19 protein-coding genes and 1 other RNA gene are annotated in these 21,919 nt (G+C 63.7%); 5 read left to right on the forward strand and 15 right to left on the reverse strand.

Going from position 1 to position 21,919, the window contains the following annotated elements; all coding sequences use genetic code 11:
• The first annotated feature begins 58 nt into the window (after positions 1 to 58).
• Positions 59 to 2,917 (forward strand): response regulator, encoded by a 2,859-nt coding sequence (locus tag O3298_RS19885; protein WP_305060330.1) that lies wholly within the window; start codon positions 59 to 61, stop codon positions 2,915 to 2,917.
• A 1-nt stretch (position 2,918) separates the two neighbouring features.
• Entirely contained in the window at positions 2,919 to 5,078 is a 2,160-nt protein-coding gene (locus O3298_RS19890) for a bifunctional diguanylate cyclase/phosphodiesterase (RefSeq protein WP_099664956.1), read from the forward strand.
• Here the strand turns inward: O3298_RS19890 and O3298_RS19895 are convergent.
• Genes O3298_RS19895 through dnaX form a run of 5 tightly spaced genes read right to left on the reverse strand, consistent with a single transcriptional unit; the run spans position 5,047 to position 10,757 of the window.
• Positions 5,047 to 6,189 (reverse strand): esterase-like activity of phytase family protein, encoded by a 1,143-nt coding sequence (locus tag O3298_RS19895; RefSeq protein ID WP_305060331.1) that lies wholly within the window; start codon positions 6,187 to 6,189, stop codon positions 5,047 to 5,049. The genes O3298_RS19890 and O3298_RS19895 overlap by 32 nt on opposite strands.
• Before the next feature lie 33 nt (positions 6,190 to 6,222).
• Positions 6,223 to 7,443 carry a CaiB/BaiF CoA-transferase family protein gene (locus O3298_RS19900; RefSeq protein ID WP_305060332.1) on the reverse strand — a complete coding sequence of 407 codons (1,221 nt, stop codon included), beginning with the start codon at positions 7,441 to 7,443 and terminating at the stop codon, positions 6,223 to 6,225.
• Positions 7,444 to 7,450: 7 nt separating this feature from the next.
• Complete coding sequence (gene recR, locus O3298_RS19905; protein WP_034786598.1) at positions 7,451 to 8,041, reverse strand: recombination mediator RecR; 591 nt, start codon at positions 8,039 to 8,041, stop codon at positions 7,451 to 7,453.
• Positions 8,042 to 8,088: 47 nt separating this feature from the next.
• Positions 8,089 to 8,415, reverse strand: coding sequence for a YbaB/EbfC family nucleoid-associated protein (locus O3298_RS19910; RefSeq protein ID WP_305060333.1), 327 nt, complete (start codon positions 8,413 to 8,415; stop codon positions 8,089 to 8,091).
• Positions 8,416 to 8,456: 41 nt separating this feature from the next.
• Entirely contained in the window at positions 8,457 to 10,757 is a 2,301-nt protein-coding gene (gene dnaX / locus O3298_RS19915; RefSeq protein WP_305060334.1) for a DNA polymerase III subunit gamma/tau, read from the reverse strand.
• A 56-nt stretch (positions 10,758 to 10,813) separates the two neighbouring features.
• On the opposite strand from dnaX, the gene O3298_RS19920 reads away from it, so the two are divergent.
• Positions 10,814 to 10,966 carry a hypothetical protein gene (locus O3298_RS19920; protein WP_305060335.1) on the forward strand — a complete coding sequence of 51 codons (153 nt, stop codon included), beginning with the start codon at positions 10,814 to 10,816 and terminating at the stop codon, positions 10,964 to 10,966.
• Positions 10,967 to 10,994: 28 nt separating this feature from the next.
• Here O3298_RS19920 and ffs read toward each other — a convergent pair.
• Both ffs and ubiD read right to left on the reverse strand, forming a co-directional pair.
• An RNA gene (ffs, locus tag O3298_RS19925) (signal recognition particle sRNA small type) lies at positions 10,995 to 11,093 on the reverse strand.
• A gap of 82 nt (positions 11,094 to 11,175) precedes the next feature.
• Entirely contained in the window at positions 11,176 to 12,660 is a 1,485-nt protein-coding gene (gene ubiD / locus O3298_RS19930; protein ID WP_071650179.1) for a 4-hydroxy-3-polyprenylbenzoate decarboxylase, read from the reverse strand.
• Between the two features lie 479 nt (positions 12,661 to 13,139).
• On the opposite strand from ubiD, the gene O3298_RS19935 reads away from it, so the two are divergent.
• On the forward strand, positions 13,140 to 14,057 hold the full coding sequence (locus O3298_RS19935; protein ID WP_180278601.1) for a lytic transglycosylase domain-containing protein: 918 nt from the start codon (positions 13,140 to 13,142) through the stop codon (positions 14,055 to 14,057).
• Between the two features lie 121 nt (positions 14,058 to 14,178).
• On the opposite strand, the gene nusB is transcribed toward O3298_RS19935, so the two are convergent.
• The 3 genes from nusB to ribBA all read right to left on the reverse strand — a co-directional run bounded on the left by nusB (position 14,179) and on the right by ribBA (position 16,615).
• Positions 14,179 to 14,649 (reverse strand): transcription antitermination factor NusB, encoded by a 471-nt coding sequence (nusB, locus tag O3298_RS19940; protein WP_034759129.1) that lies wholly within the window; start codon positions 14,647 to 14,649, stop codon positions 14,179 to 14,181.
• A gap of 188 nt (positions 14,650 to 14,837) precedes the next feature.
• Positions 14,838 to 15,320, reverse strand: coding sequence for a 6,7-dimethyl-8-ribityllumazine synthase (gene ribH, locus O3298_RS19945; RefSeq protein WP_034759563.1), 483 nt, complete (start codon positions 15,318 to 15,320; stop codon positions 14,838 to 14,840).
• 176 nt (positions 15,321 to 15,496) lie between these two features.
• The gene (ribBA, locus tag O3298_RS19950; protein ID WP_289918956.1) at positions 15,497 to 16,615 is read right to left on the reverse strand and encodes a bifunctional 3,4-dihydroxy-2-butanone-4-phosphate synthase/GTP cyclohydrolase II; all 1,119 of its coding nucleotides are present in this window, start codon (positions 16,613 to 16,615) and stop codon (positions 15,497 to 15,499) included.
• 356 nt (positions 16,616 to 16,971) lie between these two features.
• On the opposite strand from ribBA, the gene O3298_RS19955 reads away from it, so the two are divergent.
• Positions 16,972 to 17,397: an OsmC family protein gene (locus O3298_RS19955; protein ID WP_305060336.1), complete on the forward strand. Its 426-nt coding sequence runs from the start codon at positions 16,972 to 16,974 to the stop codon at positions 17,395 to 17,397.
• Here the strand turns inward: O3298_RS19955 and O3298_RS19960 are convergent.
• The 5 genes from O3298_RS19960 to O3298_RS19980 form a co-directional block, all read right to left on the reverse strand.
• Entirely contained in the window at positions 17,394 to 18,788 is a 1,395-nt protein-coding gene (locus tag O3298_RS19960) for a hypothetical protein (RefSeq protein WP_305060337.1), read from the reverse strand. The two genes, O3298_RS19955 and O3298_RS19960, sit on opposite strands and share 4 nt — an antisense overlap.
• Positions 18,789 to 18,887: 99 nt before the next feature.
• The gene (locus tag O3298_RS19965; RefSeq protein ID WP_305060338.1) at positions 18,888 to 19,523 is read right to left on the reverse strand and encodes a riboflavin synthase; all 636 of its coding nucleotides are present in this window, start codon (positions 19,521 to 19,523) and stop codon (positions 18,888 to 18,890) included.
• A 30-nt stretch (positions 19,524 to 19,553) separates the two neighbouring features.
• The gene (ribD, locus tag O3298_RS19970) at positions 19,554 to 20,654 is read right to left on the reverse strand and encodes a bifunctional diaminohydroxyphosphoribosylaminopyrimidine deaminase/5-amino-6-(5-phosphoribosylamino)uracil reductase RibD (protein ID WP_305060339.1); all 1,101 of its coding nucleotides are present in this window, start codon (positions 20,652 to 20,654) and stop codon (positions 19,554 to 19,556) included.
• Between the two features lie 49 nt (positions 20,655 to 20,703).
• A complete protein-coding gene (locus O3298_RS19975) occupies positions 20,704 to 21,354 on the reverse strand; it encodes a GspH/FimT family protein (RefSeq protein WP_369811615.1) in 651 nt (216 codons plus the stop codon).
• 3 nt (positions 21,355 to 21,357) lie between these two features.
• Entirely contained in the window at positions 21,358 to 21,861 is a 504-nt protein-coding gene (locus O3298_RS19980) for a type IV pilin protein (protein ID WP_305058092.1), read from the reverse strand.
• Positions 21,862 to 21,919: the final 58 nt, after the last annotated feature.

Raw genomic sequence — 21,919 nt, forward strand, 5'->3', positions numbered from 1 at the left:
ATATTTTTCCAATAGGAATTAAATAACAGTCAACGGGCGACCGGGGAAGCAGCGACGCATGTTCAATTTCCAACGCTCCAGCATCAGCCAGAAGCTGACCATGATCTCGGTACTGTCGTCGGGCTGCGCGCTGCTGCTGGTGTTCGTGGCGTTTGCGCTGACGTCCGTGCTCAGCCACAAAAATGATGAAGGCAAGCAACTGCTGTCGCTGGCGGGCGTGATCGGCGCGGCCGGCGCCGTGCCTTTGCTGGCGGGAAAATCGGCGCAGGGGCAGGCGGAACAGGTGCTGGCGGCCTTGTCCGCGCGCAACGAGGTGGCCCAGGCGGCCCTGTTCGACAAGGGCGGGCGCCTGTTCGCCCTGTACCGCGCGCCGCAGCATGCGGACGGCCTGCCGGCGCCGGAAGACATGGACCCGGCCTTGCTGGCCGACATGGCCGTGCAGCCCGTCACGCAAGGCTCGGGCACGACCCTGGCGCCCGCCATGCGCCTGTACCGCCCCGTCTACCGGCCCGGCGAGCCGCAACAGATCATCGGCGCCGTGCTGATCGAGGCGGACCTGAACCACATGTGGCGCGACATCGGCCGCCACGTGAGCGCCATCGGCGGCGCCACCGTGCTGTCCTTCCTGGTCGCCGTATTCCTCGCGCGGCGCTTCAAGAGCGTGATCGCCGAACCGATCACCAAGCTGATCGATACGGCGCAGAAAGTGTCGAGCAGCCAGACCTACAGCCACCGCATCGCGCACCAGCGCAGCGACGAGCTGGGCGTGCTGATCGACAGTTTCAACGACATGCTGGCGCAGATCGACAGCCGCGACAGCACCCTGGCCAATTACCGCGACCAGCTGGAACGCCAGGTGGGCGTGCGCACGGCGCAGCTGGAAAAGGCCAAGGATGCGGCCGAGGCGGCCAGCCAGGCGAAGAGCGCCTTCCTCGCCACCATGAGCCATGAAATCCGCACGCCGATGAATGGCGTGCTGGGCATGACGGAACTGCTGCTGGCCAGCCCTTTGAGTCCGCAACAGCGCCACTACACGAGCATGGTGCAGCGCTCGGGACAGAATTTGCTGGTGATCATCAACGACATCCTCGACTTTTCCAAGATCGAGGCGGGCAAGCTGAGCGTCGAATACATCCGCTTCAATTTCCGCGAATTGCTCGACGATATAGAACACGTGTTCGCGCCGCAGGCGGAAGCGAAAAACATCAGCCTGGAATTCGACATCGCCTACGACATCCCGATCGCCATCTGCGGCGACCCGAACCGTTTGCGCCAGATCATCGTCAACCTGCTGGGCAACGCCATCAAGTTCACGGAAACGGGCAAGGTCACGGTGAAAGTGACCGTGTGCAGCGAAGACGCGCCCAGCGTGGGCTTGCGCTTCGAGGTGCACGACACGGGCATCGGCGTCTCGAACGAGGCGCAGACGCGCATCTTCGAATCGTTTTCGCAGGCGGACGGCTCGACCACGCGCAAGCACGGCGGCACGGGCCTGGGCCTGACGATCTCGAAACAGCTGGTGGAGCTGATGGGCGGCACTATCGGCGTTGATAATGCTTTAACGCAAGGCTCGATCTTCTGGTTCGAAGTAAATTTCGATAAGCGGCGGGTCGACAGCGACGACCCGTCCTTCAACCTGAAAACCACGCGAGGGTTACGCGCCTTGATCGTCGACCACACATCCGCCACGCGCGCCGTGCTGGAGCGGCAACTGGCCAGCTGGCACATCGTCAGCGACAGCGCCGGCACGGCCAGCGACTGCCTGGGCAAGCTGCGCGCGGCCGCCCAGGCGGGCACGCCGTATGCCGTGGCCCTGCTCGACATGGAATTGCCGCGCACCAGCGGCCTGGCCCTGGCCGCCAACATCAAGAGCGACCCGCTGCTGGCCGACCTCAAGCTTTTGCTGCTGAGCACGGAACAGGCGGCGGCCGACCCCGTGCAGCGGCGCGAGGCGGGCGTGGCCTACCAGCTGATCAAGCCGGCCCGCGAATGCGACCTGTTCGACTGCATCGTCACGCCGCCGCGCGCCAGCGACAGCCTGCGCATCCATCCGCCGCACACGGCGCGCCAGGTGGGCCGGCGCCAGCGCCGCCGCGTGCTGCTGGCCGAGGACAATCCCGTCAACGTGGAAGTGGCGCTGGCCATGCTCGACAGCCTGGGCCTCGATGTCGTCTGCGCGCGCAACGGCGAAGAAGCCTTGCAGGCGGCGCAAGCCGAGGATTTCGATCTGATCCTGATGGATTGCCAGATGCCCGTGATGGATGGCTTTGCCGCCACGGCGGAAATACGCCGCCATGAACAGCACTGCGGCCACGCGCGCGTGCTGCCCATCGTCGCCATCACGGCCAATGCGCTGCAGGGCGACCGCGAAGCGTGCCTGGCGGCCGGCATGGACGATTACCTGAGTAAACCTTTTACGCAGCAAGACCTCGGCCACACGATCGCCCGTTGGATCACCCTGCCGCGCGCGGCCACCGTGCACCACAGCGAAGCGCCGCAGGAGGCGCCTGCCGAGCCGCCGCCCGTGGCAACGCCGCCGGCGCCTGCATCCCCGGCATCGGCCCCGCCGCTGAACCGGCAGGCGCTGGAAAACATCCGCGCGCTGTCCGGCACGGATGGCGATGCGCTGCTCGAACGCGTCATCCTCGCGTTTACCGGCGAGACGCCGCACCAGCTGGGCGCCATACGCGAAGCCATCGCGAAAGCGGATGCGGAAGCGTTGCGCAAGGTGGCGCACAGCCTCAAGTCGGGCAGCGCCAACGTGGGCGCCGACGGCCTGGCGCAGCTGTGCAAGGAAATGGAAAAACTGGGCCGCGCCGGCAGCACCGAGGGCGCGGCTCCCCTTCTGCAGCAGATGCAGCAAGCCTTCCTGGCCGTACGCGAATCGCTGAACGCCATCCTCGTGAAGGAACACTGACATGACAGCGCCCCTCTCCCCTCCCCGCGGCCTGGTGCTGGTGGCCGACGACGATCCCGTGATGCGCTTGCTGATGCGGCAAATGCTCACGCAGGTGGGCCTGGACGTGATCGAGGCCGAGGACGGCGTGCAGGCGCTGGCCAGCTACAAGCACAGCGGGCCGGACCTGGTCATGCTCGACGTCGACATGCCGGCCATGGACGGCTTTGCCGTGTGCCGCGAAATCCGCCACCAGGAAGTGGGCGGCACGGTGCCCATCATCATGGTCACGGGCGGCGACGAGCTGGAAGCCGTCACGCGCGCGTACGAGGTGGGCGCCACCGACTTCATTTCCAAGCCCATCAACTGGCCCATCCTCGGCCACCGCGTGCTGTACGTGCTGCGCGCCAGCGACGCCATCGCCCGCCTGCGCATCGCCGACGCGCACAACCGCGCCGTGCTGGCCGCCATCCCCGACACCTTCTTTCGCCTGAACCGCGAAGGCTTTTATCTCGACTACGAACAGGGCCACGACGCCAGCGCGGGATTTTCCCTCAGCGACTGCGTGGGCAGCCATATCCGCGACGTGCTGCCGCCCGAGATCGCCGCGCGCCTGCTCGACAAGGCGCACGCCGTGCTGGCCACGCAGCATATCGGCTCGGTCGACTACACGCTCACGCACGAAGACAGCACGCGCCATTTCGAGGCGCGCCTGGTGGCGACGGGGGCCGACGAGGTGCTGGGCCTGGTGCGCGACATCAGCGAACGCAAGCGCACGGAAGAACAGATCCGCCGCCTCGCGTATTGCGACAGCCTGACGGGCATCCCCAACCGGCAAGCGTTCCTGGAAACCCTGGAGCGCGAACTGCTGCGCTCGAAAGAGCACGACAAGAAATTCGCCGTGCTGTTCATGGACCTAGACGCGTTCAAGCGCATCAACGACACCCTGGGCCACGACGTGGGCGACCATTTGCTCAAGGTGGTGTCCGAGCGCCTGCGCGAAACCATCCGCCCCAGCGACCTGGTGCTGCGCGCCGAACACGAGTTTGAAACCACCTTCGGCGGCAGCAACCTGGCGCGCCTGGGCGGCGATGAATTCACGATCCTGATTCCCGACCTGGAACGGGTAGAAGACGCGCTCAACGTGGCGCATCGCGTCAAGGAAGCCATGCGCCGGCCCTTCATGATCGAAGGACACGAGATTTTTGTCACGGCCAGCATCGGCATTTCGCTGTATCCGGAAGATGGCGAGGATTGCAATTCGCTGCTCAAATATGCGGACACGGCCATGTACCACGCGAAGAACTGCGGCAAGAACAACGCCAAGCTGTACAGCTCTTCGCTGACGATGGAAATCATGAGCCACGTCAAGATGGAAGTAGGCTTGAGGAAAGCCTTGCAAAACAACGAGCTGTACCTGCTGTACCAGCCGCAGATCGACGTGCCCAGCACGCAGATCGTCGGCGTGGAAGCGCTGGTGCGCTGGCGCCATCCCGAACGGGGCATCATCTCGCCCACGGAATTCATCCCGCTGGCCGAAGAGACGGGGTTGATCGTGCCCATCGGCGAATGGGTACTGCGCACGGCGTGCAACCAGGCCAAGGCGTGGCAAAGCGACGGCGGGCGCGCCATCCGCATGGCCGTCAACCTGTCGGCCAAGCAATTCAAGGATGAAAACCTGATGCAGATCGTGCTGTCGGTCCTGGCCGACACGGGCCTCGATGCGCGCCTGCTGGAGCTGGAATTGACGGAGGGAACGTTGATGGACGATGCGCGCGCCACCATGGTGACACTGGAGCAATTGCGCGGCATCGGCGTGTACCTGTCCATCGACGACTTCGGCACGGGCTATTCGTCCATGAATTACCTGAAACGCTTCGACGTGCGGGCCTTGAAAATCGACAAGAGTTTTATCGCCGGCTTGCCGCAGGATACGGAAAACGCGGCCATCACACGCGCCATCATCGCCATGGCGCATGGCTTGAAAATGGTGGTGGTGGCCGAGGGCGTGGAAACGGACGAGCAGCTGCTGATGCTGGAAGAATACGGCTGCGACATGGCGCAGGGATATTTTTTAGGCCACCCGTCGCCGCACGACACGATCACGGCCATGCTGGCCAGGCAGAGGGGCCAGTTGGCCAGCGTGGAAACTAGAGCACTTCGAAGGCAAGGATTTGCGTGACTTGCTGGGCGTTGAAATTATCGTCGGAAATCATCACCAGGCTGCGGCGGCCGTTTTCCAGGCGCGGACCCCAGCTGATGCCTTCGATATTGTCGACCCGCGGCAAACCGATCTTTTCCAGGTCCAGCAGCAGGCGTTTGCGCGCCGGCACGTAGCTTGCGCCGGCCAGCGCCGGGATGGCCTGGATATCGGTGGCGCCCTGCGTATCCATTTCGTAGATGCGCACGTGATTCGTGTAGATGCCGTCAGCGTGTTCCACGCCGGCCCGCTCCACCACCAGCACCTGGTGATCGTTGACGGCGAGGATTTCCGACACGCCATTGTCCGCTTCCTTCCCTGGCGCAGGCCGCGATGCCACCGGCTCGATCGGATACGCGTACTGGCCCAGCACGGTGCCCGCGCGGTCCAGGCGCGTGATGCGCACCACGGAGCCGTTATCGGGCGTGGCCAGCGGGCCATCCTGGTACAGCGCCGCTTCCATGCCCAGCCACAGGCTCTTGCCATCGCTGGCAAACGACAGCGCTTCAAAGCTCATGTTGTTGCGCGATCCCGTTTCATCCTTCGCCACCTTGAACATGGCGGGCGTGGGCAAGGTGGCCAGGTAGTGGCCGCCGCTATCGGCGTGGCGCACGAACGGGTGCAAACCCACCTTGCGGTTGCCTTCGCTGCCGTACCACAGGCTGCCGTCCTGGGGGTCGACGCGGATGGTTTCGATGTCGGGCACCTGGTCGCCCTGCTCCAGCCTTGCATGGGCCAGGTTAGGATAGCGGCTGCCGTCGGGCTGCGTGAAGAAATGCACGCTGTTGAAGGTCACGCCGGCAAATGCGCGGCTGTCGTAGTCGAGCGCGGCGCGGTAGAAGCGGGCCGGATTGATTTCCGAGCGGTCATCGCTTTCCATCACCCAGCTGTTATTGGCCGCATCGTAATCGATGCCGGACAGGCCGCCCACCGTCGTGCCCTCGAACGGGTATTTCAAGGCGATGCGCTGTTCGCCAATCAGGCGCAAGCCCGCGATCGGTGCGTCGTGGGAGAAGCTGGCGCAAGCGGAGAGAAGAACGGCGGCGGACGCCAGGGCAAGCGCGGTGCGCGCGCTGCGGAACAATTGAGGCATGATCGGTATCAAAGGAGTCAGCGGGAGCGTGGCTTACACCACGCCATCGGTCTTGAGCCGCGCGATGGCGGCCGCATCATAGCCGAGCGACGCCAGCACCTCGTCGTTGTGCTGGCCCAGGGTGGGCCCCAGCCACTGCGTCTTGCCCGGCGTGGCGGACAGTTTCGGGCTGATGGCGGGCAATTTGACGGGCGTGCCGTCGGCGAAATGGTGTTGTTCGAACATGTCGCGGGCGAGGAATTGCGGGTCGCTCAGCATGTCGCGCACGGAGTAAATCTTCCCGGCGGGCACGTCGGCCGCCTTCAACACGGCCAGCGCGCTGTCTATCGTGTGCGTGGCGCACCAGGCGCCGATGGCGTCGTCGATTTCCTGCGTGCGCGCCACCCTGCCGTCGTTGCGCGCCAGTTGCGGGTCGCCCGCCATGTCGATGCGGCCCATGGCCAGCATCAGACGCTTGAAGATGGCGTCGCCATTGCCTGCGATGACGATGTTTTCGCCGTCGCCCGTCGTGTAGGTATTCGAGGGCACGATGCCGGGCAAGGAACCGCCCGTGCGCTCGCGCACCACGCCCGCCTGGTCGTATTCGGGCACCAGCGACTCCATCAGGTTGAACACGGATTCGTACAGGGCCACGTCGACCATCTGCCCTTCGCCGCCATCCCGGCCACCCGTCACGTCGCGGTGGCGCAAAGCCATCATGGCGCCGATCACGCCGTGCAGGGCCGCCACGGAGTCGCCGATGGACACGCCCACGCGCACGGGCGGACGGTCGGCAAAGCCGGATACATAGCGCAAGCCGCCCATGGATTCGCCGATGGCGCCGAAACCGGGCAAGTCCTTCATCGGCCCCGTCTGGCCAAAGCCGGACAGGCGCACCATGATGAGGGACGGTTTCTCTTTCTTGAGCTGCTCGTAGCCGAGATCCCACTTTTCCAGCACGCCGGGGCGGTAATTCTCGATGATGATGTCCGCTTCCAGGGCCAGCTGGCGCGCGATGGCGCGGCCCTCGGGCGTTTTCAGGTTCAGCGTTAAACTTTTCTTGTTGCGCGCCTGCACCGACCACCACAGCGAGGTGCCGTCTTTCAGCACTCTCCAGGTACGGATGGGGTCGCCGCCATCGGGGGACTCGATCTTGATCACGTCGGCGCCGAATTCGGCCAGCATGCGGGCGCAGAACGGCCCCGCGATCAGGGTGCCCAGTTCCAGGACTTTGATGCCCTGGAGGGGGCCGGAAGATGCGGAAGCGTCTGTCATGTTGTAGTCAGGTTGCCCTGCGGTCGAGCATCGCGCGGGCAATCGTGCCCGCGTCGACGTATTCCAGTTCGCCGCCCACGGGCACGCCGCGGGCCAGACGGCTCACGCGCAAGCCCCGCGCCTTCAGCATTTCGCTGATGTAGTGGGCCGTCGCTTCGCCTTCATTCGTGAAATTGGTGGCCAGCACCACTTCGCCGACCACGCCATCGTTGGCGCGGTTCAGCAATTTTTCCAGGTGGATGTCTTTCGGGCCGATGCCGTCCAGCGGAGACAATCTCCCCATGAGGACGAAATACAGGCCCTTGTAGGTGAGCGTTTGCTCGATCATCAGCTGGTCGGCGGGCGTTTCCACCACGCACAGCAAGCGCTTGTCGCGCTCTTCGTCGAGACAGGTCTCGCACACTTCGTGTTCGGTAAAGGTGTTGCACAGGCCGCAGTGATGCACGGCATCGACGGCCTGGAACAGGGCGCGCGACAGCATGGCCGCGCCTTCCCTATCGTGCTGCAACAAATGAAATGCCATCCGCTGCGCCGACTTGGGGCCGACGCCGGGCAGGCGCCGCAGCGCCTCGGTCAGGAATTCAAGCGACTTGGACATGGATCAACCTTGCCCCGCGCCATGGATCGAGCGCATGCGGCAGTGCATCAGAATGGCATTTTGAAGCCGGCTGGCAAGTTCATGCCGCCAGTCAAGCCTGCCATTTTTTCCGCAGACGTCGCTTCCGCCTTGCGCACGGCGTCGTTGAAGGCGGCGGCCACCAGGTCTTCCAGCATGTCCTTGTCGTCGGCCAGCAGCGACGGGTCGATGGACACGCGCTTGACGTCGTTCTTGCACGTCATGACGATTTTCACGAGGCCGGCGCCGGACAGGCCTTCCACTTCCACCAGCGCCAGTTGTTCCTGGGCCTTTTTCATGTTGTCTTGCATTGCTTGCGCCTGCTTCATCAGGCCAGCCAGTTGATTTTTCATCATGAGAATGCTCCGTTCAATTCAGTTTGTGAGTGTGTTAATCATCAATGCAGGGTCGGCGCGGCGGAGCCGGCCGGTGCAGGGGTAATCGTTCCCGGCACAACAAAAGCGTCGAATACACGCTTCATGTCGAGCACGAAGGGATCGCTGGCGATGGTCGCTTCCGCTTGCAGCTGGCACGCCTCGCGATGGGCCTGCGCTTCCGCGCTGGCCGTGTACCAGACGGCGCCCAGTTCCGTGTCGACCGCGACCTTGCGGCCGAAGCGTTCGGTGAGCGCGGCCGCCAGTTTTTCCACGTTGGCAGGACTGCGCCACGTGTCGATGGGCACGCGCAGGCGGAACGTGGTGCTGTGGCCATCGTGCAGGCATTCGATCAGCTCGGCCTGCACGGCCAGCTGCTGGGCCACGCCGCGCAAGGGCAGCACGGCGGCGACGGCCGGCCAGTTGCCGTCCCAGTCCAGGCCCGGCACGGGCGTGATCACATACGGCCCGCTGGGCGCGGCTTGCTTGGCGGCACGCTGCGGCATGACGACGGCCGGCTGCTCGCTGCTCGGCGCGGCGGGCGCCGACACGGCGGCGGACGCGCTGTCGTCGGAAAATTCGGTGACCCACGGCGGCAAGTCGTCATCCGGCTGCGCCGGCGGCGGCGCGGCAGGACGCGCCTGCTGCACGGGCGCCGCAGCGGCCGCCGGTGCTTCCATCACGGCAACTGGCGGCGCATCGTCCCACGGCGCAGGCGCTTTCGCGACGGCGGGCGGTGGCGATGGCGCGGCCTGGACGGGTGCGGCCGGGGCTGGCGCCGCGGCGACCGGCTCCGGCGCGGGTGCAGCCGGCTTGGGCGCCGACGATGGCGCCGACGGCGCGCTGCCGGGACGGCCTTTCGAGGCGGCGCGGGCCGCTTCCAGCGCCGCATTGATGGCGGCGCGGGCGGAACTGATCGGGGCGCCCGATGCTGCCGGGGCGGCTGCGGCAGGAGCAGCCGCTGGTGGCGGCGCCGGGGCGGCGACAGGCGCCGGTGCCGGAGCAGCCGCGCGCGGCGGCGGCGCTTCGCTGCGCGCCATGCTGGCGGCAGCGGCGGCCACGACGGCGGGCGGGGTCACGGCGGCATGGCTGGCCACGCTGTTCGTGGCGGCGCGGGCTGCCGGGGCGGATGCGCCAGCGGCGGCGCGCGCGGCGGCCACGGCGGCGGGACGGTTGCCCGGAGCGGCCGCTGGTGCGGCGGCTGGCACGCCATCGGCGCCGCCTATGCCGGGCCGAAAGGCCAGCATGCGCAGCAAGGTCATGGTAAAGCCCGCGTATTCATCGGGCGCCAGGCCCAGTTCATTGCGGCCATGCACGGCGATCTGGTAAAACAGCTGCACTTCTTCCGCGTCAAATGCGCCAGCCAGACGCACGATATCCGCGTATTCTGGCAAATCCTGCGGCAAGGCGGCGGGCACGGTTTGCGCCAGCGCAATGCGGTGCAATAAAGTGCCCAAATCTTGCAGGGCGCCGTTATACGACAGGCTGCGCGACGCCATTTCGTCGGCCACGGCCAGCAAATCGGCACCATCCTGCTGCGCCAGCGCGTCGAGCAGGCGCACCAGGTACGACTGGTCGAGCGCGCCCAGCATGCCTTGCACGGCATCTAACGTGACTTCGCCGGCCGCATAGGCGATGGCCTGGTCCGTCAGCGACAGCGCGTCGCGCATGGAACCGTGGGCGCCCTGGGCCAGCAGGCGCAAGGCCGGCTGTTCGAAGGCGATGCCTTCCTGTCCCAGGATATTGTCCAGGTGGCTGATGATGTGGCCGGGCGGCATCTGCTTGAGATTGAACTGCAGGCAGCGCGACAGCACGGTCACGGGTATCTTTTGCGGGTCCGTCGTGGCCAGGATGAACTTGACGTGCTCGGGCGGCTCTTCCAGCGTCTTCAGCATGGAATTGAACGCGTGGTTCGTCAGCATGTGCACCTCATCGATCATATAGACCTTGAAGCGGGCATTGCTTGGCGCATACACGGCTTGCTCGAGCAGCTGCGCCATTTCATCGACGCCGCGGTTCGACGCCGCATCCATCTCTATATAGTCGACAAAGCGTCCCGCGTCGATCGCCGTGCACGCTTCGCACACGCCGCACGGCTGGGCCGTGATGCCGCCCGTGCCATCGGGGCCGATGCAATTGAGCGACTTGGCCAGGATGCGCGACAGGGTCGTCTTGCCGACGCCGCGCGTGCCCGTGAACAGGTAGGCGTGATGCAATCGGCCGCTGTGCAAGGCATGCGTGAGCGCGCGCACGACGTGCTCCTGGCCGACGAGCGTCTCGAAATTCTTGGGGCGGTATTTACGGGCGAGGACTTGATAGGACATGCTGAGATTTTACCATGCGATTTTGCGGGTGATCCTGCGCGGCGGGCGCAAGCCTCATGGCCGGGCCATTCAAAATGGCAAACGCGGCAAAGCAGCAATTGTATAACATGGCCAGCTGGAAATATGGAAAACACGGCAAGCCCGGCAATGCTGCGGATCGGCAAGAAAATGGCGCCGTAAAAGCAAAAAAGCTGCCCATGGCAGCTTGATTGTCGATCCTGATAAAACATTCCCGAAGGAGGCGAGCCTGATCTGCGGCACTCATGGTTAATAGCCGTGGCTGCTTCGTTCCCGACCTGACCAGGTTAGCCATGCCACGATGCGCAGGGGCCCGCCGGGGACAATTATAACCGGTCTGCGGGGAATGGGGAAGTTGAGGCACAAACCGCCCTTCCCCGCAAGCAAGCGGCTAAGCGTATTACAAGCCCAGCTCTTGCCAGATGCCATCCACCTTCGCCTTCACTTCCGGCGTCATGGCGATCGTCGTGCCCCACTCGCGCGTCGTTTCACCCGGCCATTTATTCGTCGCATCGATGCCCATCTTGCTGCCCAGGCCGCTGACCGGCGAGGCGAAGTCCAGGTAATCGATGGGCGTGTTGTCGACCAGGGTCGTGTCGCGGATGGGGTCGACCCGCGTCGTGATGGCCCAGATGACCTCTTTCCAGTCGCGGATATTCACGTCTTCATCGACCACGACGATGAACTTGGTATACATGAACTGGCGCAGGAAGCTCCACACGCCGAACATCACGCGCTTGGCGTGGCCCGCGTACTGTTTCTTGATCTGCACCACGGCCATGCGGTAGCTGCAGCCTTCGGGCGGCAGATAGAAGTCGGTGATTTCGCTGAACTGCTTTTGCAGCAGGGGCACGAACACTTCATTCAGGGCCAGACCCAGCACGGCCGGCTCGTCCGGCGGTTTGCCTGTATACGTGGAGTGGTAGATCGGGTCGCGGCGCATGGTGATGCGGTCGATGGTAAACACGGGGAAACTGTCCTGCTCATTATAGTAGCCCGTGTGGTCGCCATACGGCCCTTCAAGCGCGTGCTCGTAGCCGCTCGGATGGTTTTCATCCGGGTAGATATGGCCTTCGAGCACGATTTCGGCGGAAGCTGGCACGCGCAGCTCGCTGCCGATGGCTTTCACGAGTTCCGTGCGGCTGCCGCGCAGCAAGCCGGCGAACTGGTATTCGGACAGACTGTCCGGCACCGGCGTGACGGCCCCTAATATAGTAGCGGGATCGGCGCCCAGCGCGACGGCGATCGGATACGGCTTGCCCTTGCTCTGGATCGCGTGCTCGCGGAAGTCCAGCGCCCCGCCCCGGTGCGCCAGCCAGCGCATGATGACTTTATTACGCCCCAGCACTTGCTGGCGGTAAATGCCCAGGTTTTGCCGCTTCTTGTTGGGGCCCTTGGTGATCACCAGGCCCCACGTGATCAGGGGAGCGACGTCGCCGGGCCAGCAATGCTGGATCGGCAGGCGCGCCAGGTCGACGTCGTTGCCTTCCCAGACGATTTCCTGGCACTTCGCGCCGCGCAACTCCTTCGGCGACATGTCCCACACGGATTTCACCAGGGAACCGAGGCCCAGCAAGTCCTTGAAATCCTTCGGCGGTTCCGGCTCCTTCAGCCGCGCCAGCACATGGCCGATCTTGCGCAACTCGCTGACGTCTTCCGCGCCCATGCCCAGCGCCACGCGGCGCGTGGTGCCGAACAGATTGCCCAGCACCGGCATGTCGTATCCCGTCGGGTTATTGAACAGCAAGGCCGGTCCGCCTGCGCGCAAGGTGCGGTCGCAAACTTCCGTCATCTCCAAAATCGGTGAAATGGGGGTCGAAATGGGCTTAAGTTCACCCATTTGTTGCAGTTGAGAAATAAAATCTCGCAAATCTGAATATTTCATGTGTTTTTAATTTTTTTTGACGTCGGACGCCGTTGCTGAAGGATCTATGCCAAGTAATTGATTTTATTGGCTTTTGGCACAATGCAAGTCAAAAAGTAAGACATAAAAGTAATAAAGAAACGATTCGTTAGTATTGACTTGATATAAAACGGCTTCTACAATTCGCCCAACTTGAAAGAGCACGCCGGCCCAGAGCTTGATTTTAGCGTTTCTCTTTCATTCACGGAGTCGGGGCTCCACATGACATTTTAAGGAGTGTTTTCAAAAGGCGTCTGCCTTACCCCCGGTAAAAGTTGTATTGCGACTGATCCAATACCAAAAACGGGACCGATCAGCTCAAGCAAGCAATGACGGCGTTTCTCGCACGCATCCATACGCGGCGGAAACGATGATATTTCTGATGCACGGCATTGGCAGTACCCACAACACCGCGAGACCGCGGAGGGACTGCCTGTTGACGCGACATTTCGGGGAACTCTATGACTCATCGTAGCACTGAAGCAGCATTGCCTGCTTCAACCGTGGCTGGCCAGCCAGCGTTGGCGCGTTTGCGCGCCCGCGCACAGGCCATTTCGGCACGTGGCGTTTTGACCACGGCACAACACACACTGACAGTCTTCGGCATTTCCGCCCTGGCACTGATCGCCCTGCTGATGTTCCGCCCTGACCTGGGCAAGCAACTGACGCACAGCCTGTTCCCGCTGCCGATGGCAGAGGCGCAAGCCGTTGAAGCACCGGCCCTGTCCGCACTGATGGAAGCACCTGCTTCCGTGCAGACGGCCGCCGCCAGCGATACCCCGCTGACCAAGGAAGAAAAAGCCTTGCTGGGCACGCAAAAGCAGCAGCAATGGGTTACCAACTGGCTCTCCAAGCGCTACCGCGTGGCCAACGACGCGACCAATATGCTCGTCTCGACGGCGTACCTGACGGCCCGTGAAATCAAGCTGGACCCGCTGCTGATCCTGGCCGTGATGGCCATCGAATCGGGCTTGAACCCGTTCGCGGAAAGCCCCGTCGGCGCGCAAGGCTTGATGCAAGTCATGTCGAAAGTGCACCACGAGCGCTTCCAGGAAATGGGCGGCGTGCAAGCGGCGCTGAACCCGGTCGCCAACATCCGCGTCGGCTCGCTGATCCTGAAGGATTACGTCACGCGTGGCGGTTCCGTCGAAGCGGGCCTCAAAACCTACGTGGGCGCCGCCAACTTCGCCACCGACTCGGGCTACGGCTCGCGCGTGCTGGCCGAATACCGCCGCCTGAAGCAAGTGTCGGCCGGCCAGCGCGTGCCGACGACGACGCCGGTGATGGCATCGAACACGCCAGCGCCAGCCAAGGCGCCGGCAGCGGAAAGCGGCATCACCATCAAAGTACTGCCCCACAACGAGATCGCCGGCCTGTGACCCTTTAAAAGCCCTCACAGGGGCATCCAAAAAGCAGCACCCAGTAAAAAAGCCACCGCACGCAAGTGCCGGTGGCTTTTTTATTGCCCTGCGGCACTGGCCGCAGGGACTGCTCTCTATATTACTTGCGCTTGTTGGCGTTGACTTCTTCCTCGCGGAATTTCACTGCCAATTTATCCAGCACGCCGTTCACATACTTGTGGCCATCGATACCGCCAAACGACTTGGCCAGCTCAACCGCTTCGTTGATGACGACGCGGTACGGGATTTCCATGTTGTTCTTCAGCTCGAAAGCGCCGATCAGCAGGATGCCGTGTTCGATGGGCGACAGTTCCGCGATATTGCGGTCGATCAAGGGTGCCATGCTTTCGCGCAGCGCCAGCGAATCCTTGATGGCGCCGTACAGCAACACCGTGAAATGATCGCCATCGGCCTTGTCGAAACCATGCGCGGCGCGAATATTGTTCACGACGGTAGTCGCGTCTTCATTGTTCAGCAGCCACTGGTACAAGCCCTGCAGCGCAAACTCGCGCGCGCGGTGACGCGGCGTGCGGTTTTTGCTGGGATTGGCGAGCAAATTTTTCTCAGTCATGATTGTTACCTGTTCTTAAGTACGTGTTCACTACAAATTCCGGCGAGACACTACGGCGCGCTTTTAGGCAGCGCAGCCGCGGCTCAAGCGTGCGTGAGAAGGATGTCAGGGCAAGGCGCGAGGCCGAAGACAGTACGAAAGTACGGCGAGGCCTTGCAACGCAGCCATGGCATTCTTGTCACACGCGCTTAGTCTTCGTCGGTGTCCTGCAACTCTTCCAGCGCTTGCGCCAGATTGGCCATTTCCACTGCCACGCGTGCCGCTTCTGCTCCCTTGACCAGCATGCGCACTTCCGCTTGCTCGTCGTTTTCGGTCGTCAACACTGCGTTGGCGATGGGGATGCCGTAATCGAGACCGACGCGCGTGATGCCCGCGCCCGATTCGTTCGATACCAGCTCGAAGTGGTAGGTTTCACCGCGAATCACGGCGCCCAGTGCGATCAGGGCGTCGAATTGCTCGGTTTCCGCCATTTTTTGCAGAATCAGTGGGATTTCCAGGGCGCCCGGCACGGTCACGTGCAGGATATCTTCATCGGCCACGCCCAGCTTGCTCAACTCTTCCAGGCATGCCGACAGCAAGCCACCACCGACGATTTCATTGAATCGTGCCTGGACGATACCGACGCGCAAACCTTCGCCGGCAAAATTAGTTTCGTATGCTCCTACGGTCATCATATGCCTCTTTAATCTGGTGGTTCAGGGCGACATGCACATGTCGCCATCGTTTACTCTACATCGACGCCTGACAAAATCGTAGCGAGCGGCAGCGAGTTGTGGTCGAGAAGCGCAACTGTACGAAGGTACAGTGAGCATCACAGGCCGCAAATCGCGACGCGCAGTAGATTTAGTCAGGCATCCTGGCCTGGGTGGCACTGAAAACCTGTTACTTCCAGGTCGAAACCGACCATCGACGGCATCTTGCGGGGGCTGGCCAGCAATTGCATCTTGCTCACGCCCAAGTCGCGCAGGATTTGCGCGCCGATACCATAGCTGCGCAAGTCCATGCTGGCGGCGCGGCCTTTCGGCTTGGCTTGCGGCGTATCGAGCGCGGCGAACTGGGCAAACAGCTCGCCCGACGTCTCGCCGCAATTCAGCAAGACCATCACGCCCCGCTCGGCCTGCTTGATGGCGGCCATCGAGGCGGCCACCGTCCACGAGTGGGTAGTCGCTTCGCTTTCCAGCACGTCCAACAGGGAAACGGGCTGGTGCACGCGCACCAGCGCTTCCAGGCCGGGCGCCAGGTCGCCATGCACGAGGGCCAAATGGGCCGACGCGCTCGGTTTATCGCGGAAGGCGATCAAACGGAATTCGCCGTGCGCCGTGTGCAGGGTGCGCTCGGCAACGCGCTCGACCAGGGACTCCGTCTGGCTGCGGTAATGGATCAGGTCGGCAATCGTGCCGATTTTCAAGCCATGTTGCTCGGCAAACAACAGCAAGTCCGGCAAACGCGCCATGGTGCCGTCGTCCTTCATGATTTCGCAAATCACGGACGCTGGCGTCAAGCCGGCCATGGCCGTCAGGTCGCAACCGGCTTCCGTATGGCCTGCGCGCATCAGCACGCCGCCTTTTTGCGCTTTCAGCGGGAAGATATGGCCAGGCTGGACGATATCGCTGGGCTGCGTGCCCTTGGCAACCGCGACCTGGATGGTCTTGGCGCGGTCGGCGGCGGAAATGCCTGTCGTCACGCCTTCGGCCGCTTCGATGGACACGGTAAAATTGGTGCCGTAGGCGGTGCCGTTGCGCGATGTCATCATCGACAGGTTCAGCTCGTCGCAACGCTCTTCCGTCAGGGTCAGGCAGACCAGGCCACGCGCATGCGTGATCATGAAATTGATGGCTTCAGGCGTCACGAAATCGGCGGCAAGCACCAGATCGCCTTCATTTTCCCGGTCTTCTTCATCGACCAGTATCACCATGCGGCCGGCGCGCAATTCAGCGACGATCTCTTCGGTGCTGGATATAGACATTGTTCATCCTCGTATGACGCCTGGCAAAACCTGCTGCGCGTCGATTTTGCCAGGCGTTGTTAGTGAAACTAAAAACTGAAACCGAACTGAAACATCGAGTGCGAATCTTCCGCGAATTTCCGGGAATTTTCTTATAACCTGCTATTTTAAAGGATTTAGCGCTTGCAGACCTGAAATAAGACAGCTTTGCGGCACGGATGCCACCGCCTGCCCCGCAAAGCGCCAATTCCCTGATCCAGCGCACACGGCGGCGGCAAGACGCGCGCCGCCGGCCTTGCAAAGAGCATAAGATCAACCCGTCACCGCCACGGCGCTGACACCCCATTCGCAGCGACACCCCACACAGGAGCGGCACTATGAAAACCAACGGATCGGCCATCTGGTCAGGCGGCATCAAGGATGGCAAGGGCGCCATCAGCACGCGCAGCGGCGCCTTGCAGGAATACCCCTATGGCTTTGCCAGCCGCTTCGAAGGCAAGCCGGGCACGAATCCCGAGGAACTGATCGGCGCCGCCCACGCGGGTTGCTTCACCATGGCCCTGTCGCTGATCCTCGGCGAAGCGGGCCTGACGGCGGAAAAGATGGAAACGACGGCCGAAGTGACCCTCGACAAGGTGGACGACGGCTTTGCCATCACGGCCGTCCATTTGATCCTGAAAGCGAAAATACCCGGCGCCAGCCAGGCTCAATTCGAGGAATTGACGGCCAAGGCAAAGGCCGGCTGCCCCGTGTCGAAGCTGCTCAAAGCCACTATCACGCTGGACGCCACCCTGCTGCCCTAGATTTTCGTCACGGGCTTGACGGGCTCCACGGCAGCGACGGGCGCCACCAGCGGCAGGCGCGAGTCGCTGGCCGGCAATGGCCGGTTCATCAAGCCGGGATTCAAGGCTGCATTGTTCAGGTTATACGCGGCAATGGCCGCCGCCACGGACGGGTCTTGCGACGACGGCGGCGGCACGGCCATGCCCGCGGCTTGCGCGGCCAGCTCTTGCGCCTGCGCATTTTGCTGGGCCAGCTGGGCTTGCGCCGTCGCCAGACCCGCGTCGGCTTGCCCCTGCGCTGCGCGCGCCAGCGACTGCGCCCGGTCGGATGCCGCCTGGGCCGTCATCTGCGCGTCGCTGGCAGCCAGCTGCGCCCGTACCGCATCGTCCGCCGCCGCTTGCGTCTGCTGTTGCAAGCCCTGCTGCCGTACTTGCCCCTGGCGCAGCTCGTCCACGCGCGCAGCGTCCTGTTGCTGCGCCTGTTGATCGGCATTCATGCGTTCGGCATCCAGGCGCTGGGCATCGACGCGCTGGCTATCGGCCCGCTGCGTCTGCAGCAAGTCCGCTGCATTGTCGGCCTGTTGCGCTGGCGGCTGGGGCCGCAGTTCCTGCAAGTCCAGGTTCAGTTCTTCCGCTTCCAGTTGCTGCTGCAGTTCCAGTTGCCGCTGCACAATGGCGGCCGTCTGCGGCGGCGCCACGTCGATGGGCTGCAGCGCGGCCTGCCACGCCTGTACGACGCCGGACGGCAGTGTTTCTCCCGTCAAATCCGCTTCGACACCGGCCGCCAGCGGCGCGCCCTGCTGCCGGGCCAGCACGGCGCCCACTTGCGCCAGCACCTCCGTTCCCTGTTGCAAGGCGTCCAGGGTGGCATTGCTGTCGGCCGCATACGCGGCTTGCAACGTTGCCGCATCGACATCTTCATTGCGCAAGTCGATGCCGATGCGGGCCAGTTGTGCTTGCGTAAGCAAGCTGCCGTCCTGCGCCAGCGCCGTGGCCGCATCCGTCGTGCCGTCGCCCGACAATAAATCGTAGCGCTGCGCCAGGCTGCCCGGCGTGTCGCCGGCCGTCGCCAGCTGGCTGGCGTCGATGCCGCTCGTTTGCAGCTGGGCAAACGATTCCGTCAGTTGCCGCGCCAGCGCCAGCAAGTCGTCATTGACATTCACGGGGGTATTTGCCGCCCTGGCCTCTTCCGTGGCGCCCTGCAAGGCCAGCAGTTGCCGGCGCGACAAGGCCACGCCGGACAGGAACTGGCCCAGCGGGGAGATGTCTACCTGCGTCGAGGAAAGTATTGCAAGGGCAGCCGCCGCGCCAGATGCCGGCACGAGCTGCGCCGGCGCCAGAGCTGCCGTTGCGCCCACGCGGGACGTGGCCGGGATGGTGTTGGGCACGGTTGCGCGCGAAATCGGGTCCATGGCTAGCCTCCACTGCGGAAAGCTTCATAGTATGCGCGTCTGCAAGAAAAGCAACACACGCCTGGCAAGGCGGCTGTGTTGCCCTGTTCATTTCTTATATCAGGCGGCGGCCTTGTCCAGCGACAGCATGCGCTCGACATAGCGGGCGATCAGGTCGATTTCCAGGTTGACCTTGCCATCGACCGTCAAATGTTTCAAGGTCGTCATGGCGATCGTGTGCGGGATCAGGTTGATCGAGAAGCGGCAGCCGTTGACGGCGCCCGCGCCCAGGTCTTCCACGCGGTTGACGGTCAGCGACACGCCGTTGACGACCACGGAACCCTTGAAGGCCAGGTACTTCGCCAGTTCGTGCGGCGCTTCGATCACCAGTTCCCACGATTCGCCCACGGCTTCGAACTTGCGCACGATGCCCAGGCCGTCGACGTGGCCGGACACCAGGTGGCCGCCCAGGCGCTCGGCCAGGGTCAGGGCTTTTTCCAGGTTCACTTCCGTGGTGGTATCGAGGCCCACGGTGCAATTGAGGCTTTCACGCGAGACATCGATGGCAAAACCCGTGTCCGACTTTTCCACCACCGTCATGCAGGCGCCATTGATGGCGATCGAATCGCCCAGGGCCACATCGGCCAGCGGCAAACCGCCCGCATGGATATTCAGGCGCACGCCTGCATCAAGGCCGCCGTCGAGCGGTTGCACGGTTTCAATCTTGCCGATGGCGGCAACAATTCCTGTAAACATGGAGCTAACCTTATAAAAAGTGTAAATCTATTAAGTACGCTGGGCGAATCTTGCAAGGATACGCACATCTTCGCCCACTTGCTGAACCTGGTGAAATTGCAAAGTGCGCTGCTGCTTGATATCCGTCAAGGCGGGCAAGGCAAACATGCCTTGCGCATCGCCCAGCAAGGTGGGCGCCAGGTAGACCAGCAACTCGTCGACGCAGCCTTCGCGGATCAGCGAACCGTTCAGTTTGGCGCCTGCCTCGACGTGGACTTCATTGATTTGCCGGCGTCCCAGTTCCAGCATCAGCGCGGCCAGGTCGACCTTGCCAGCCGCGTTCGGCAACAGGATGACTTCAGCACCCAGCGCCTGCAGTTGCGCCTGTTTCTCCGGATTGGCGACGGCCGCCACGATCCACGTGCCGCCGCCCTGCAGGATGCGCGCGTCGAGGCTGATGTCGAGCCGGCTGTCGACGACGATGCGGCGCGGCTGGCGCGGCGTCTCGACGGCGCGCACGTTCAGTTGCGGGTCGTCCGCCTTGACCGTGCCGATGCCCGTCAGGATGGCGCAGGCGCGCGCGCGCCAGGCGTGGCCGTCGGCGCGCGCTGCCGGCCCCGTGATCCACTGGCTTTGCCCATTGTGCAAGGCCGTCATGCCGTCCAGGCTGGCCGCCGTTTTCAGGCGCACCCACGGCTTGCCGCGCTGCATGCGCGAAAAGAAACCGATATTCATTTCATGCGCCTCGTCGGCCAGCACATCCGTCGTGACGGCGATGCCGGCCGCTTCCAGCTTGGCCAGCCCCTGCCCCGCCACCAGCGGATTCGGATCCGTCATGGCGGCCACGACGCGGCCCAGCCCCGCGCGCACGAGCGCATCGGAGCATGGCGGCGTGCGGCCATGGTGGTTGCACGGTTCCAGGGTGACATAGGCCGTGGCGCCGCGCACGTCGTTGCCACGCGCCGCCGCGTTGGCCAAGGCTTGCACCTCGGCATGATCCTGCCCGGCCGCCTGCGTCACGCCGGCACCGATCACCTGGCCATCCCTGACGATCACGCAGCCGATACGGGGATTGGGCGAGGTCGTGTACAAACCGCGCGCCGCCCATTCCAGCGCCAGGCGCATGCCATCGATATCGTTGAGTATTTCCACGGGCTTCTTTGATAGTGAGTGATAGGTGAGTCGGATTAAATGAGTCGGATTACGAACTGTCGGCCACGCCGCTGCAATTGGCCGCTTGCTGCTGCGGGTCGCACACGCGCACCCTGCCCAGCATATTGATTTTAATATGGCGCAGCTGCTTTCCCAAAGCCAGGGACAAGGTCCCCCAGCGCGCCGCCAGGCTATTGGTCGCGCTGCAACTGCGGCCTGCGCCATTGTAGGCGATATAAAACGGCGCCGTGGCCGACGAAAACGCGAACTGGGCCGTGATGCCCTCCGGCAGCGGCCCCTGGCGGAACAGCAATTCGTCATCGCCATCGAACGCCAGGTTGGCATTGCGGTCGATGAATGCCAGCCAGCCCATGCGCCAATCCATGCCACCGGGTCCGGCCGGCATCAGCAGCACGCGCTGCCCCCGCGCCATCGCCTGCGCCCGCGTCAATTCGATGGCCGAGAACAAGTCCATGGCCGCCGCCCGCACCTGCTGGCGCGCCAGCACCTGCTGCAGACTGGGCATGGCGGCGGCCGCCAGCAGCGCGGCAATCGCCAGCACCGCCAGCAATTCGAGCAAGGTATGCCCCGCCCGGCGTGGCTGCTTGCGCGAACGGGCAAACCAGGGCCGGCCGCAGGAAGGCGAAAGGCGGCATGAGAGAAAATCCCCGCTGCCTCGTGCCCGCGCCAGCGCAACCATGACCTAGGGCCAGCAATGGCTGGCTGGGCCGCTGCTGCCGCGCTGGCCCGTGCTGTTCAGGGACAGGATGCCGCAATCGGTATCCTGGAATTGCGCATCGACCTTGGCCGTGCCCGGCATGGCCCGCAACAGCACGCATTGCCCGATAGTCGCGCCGGGACAGGCCAGCGCCTCGATTTCATACGCGCTGCCGGCAGCCGGTCCTTCGCCGGACCACCAGGGAAACTGCTGCGCCTGCGGCGCGGGCGACGCCGAGGAAAAGGCCAGATAGTGATTGTTTTGCGAATAATAGCGCTCCTGTTGCTGCATCAGGCGCAGCAGGGCCGCCTGCCCCTGCACCCGCTTGGCGCGCACGACATGGCCGTGATAAGCGGGCGCGGCCAGCGCCAGCAGCAGGCTCACGATCGCCAGCACGGCCAGCAGTTCGATCAGGCTGAAGCCCGGCGGGTTGGCAGCAGGAGCGCCTCCGTTTGCAGTGCACCAGTTCCGCCTTGCCAACGTCCCCATGCGATTTCCCCCTTTCCAAAAAGCGCCAGCCGATACGCTGCACCGGCCTTGCCCATGG

Origin of the sequence: Janthinobacterium sp. SUN137 (assembly GCF_030587265.1) — a bacterium.
In the GTDB taxonomy this organism is placed as follows: Bacteria; Pseudomonadota; Gammaproteobacteria; order Burkholderiales; family Burkholderiaceae_D; genus Janthinobacterium; species Janthinobacterium kumbetense.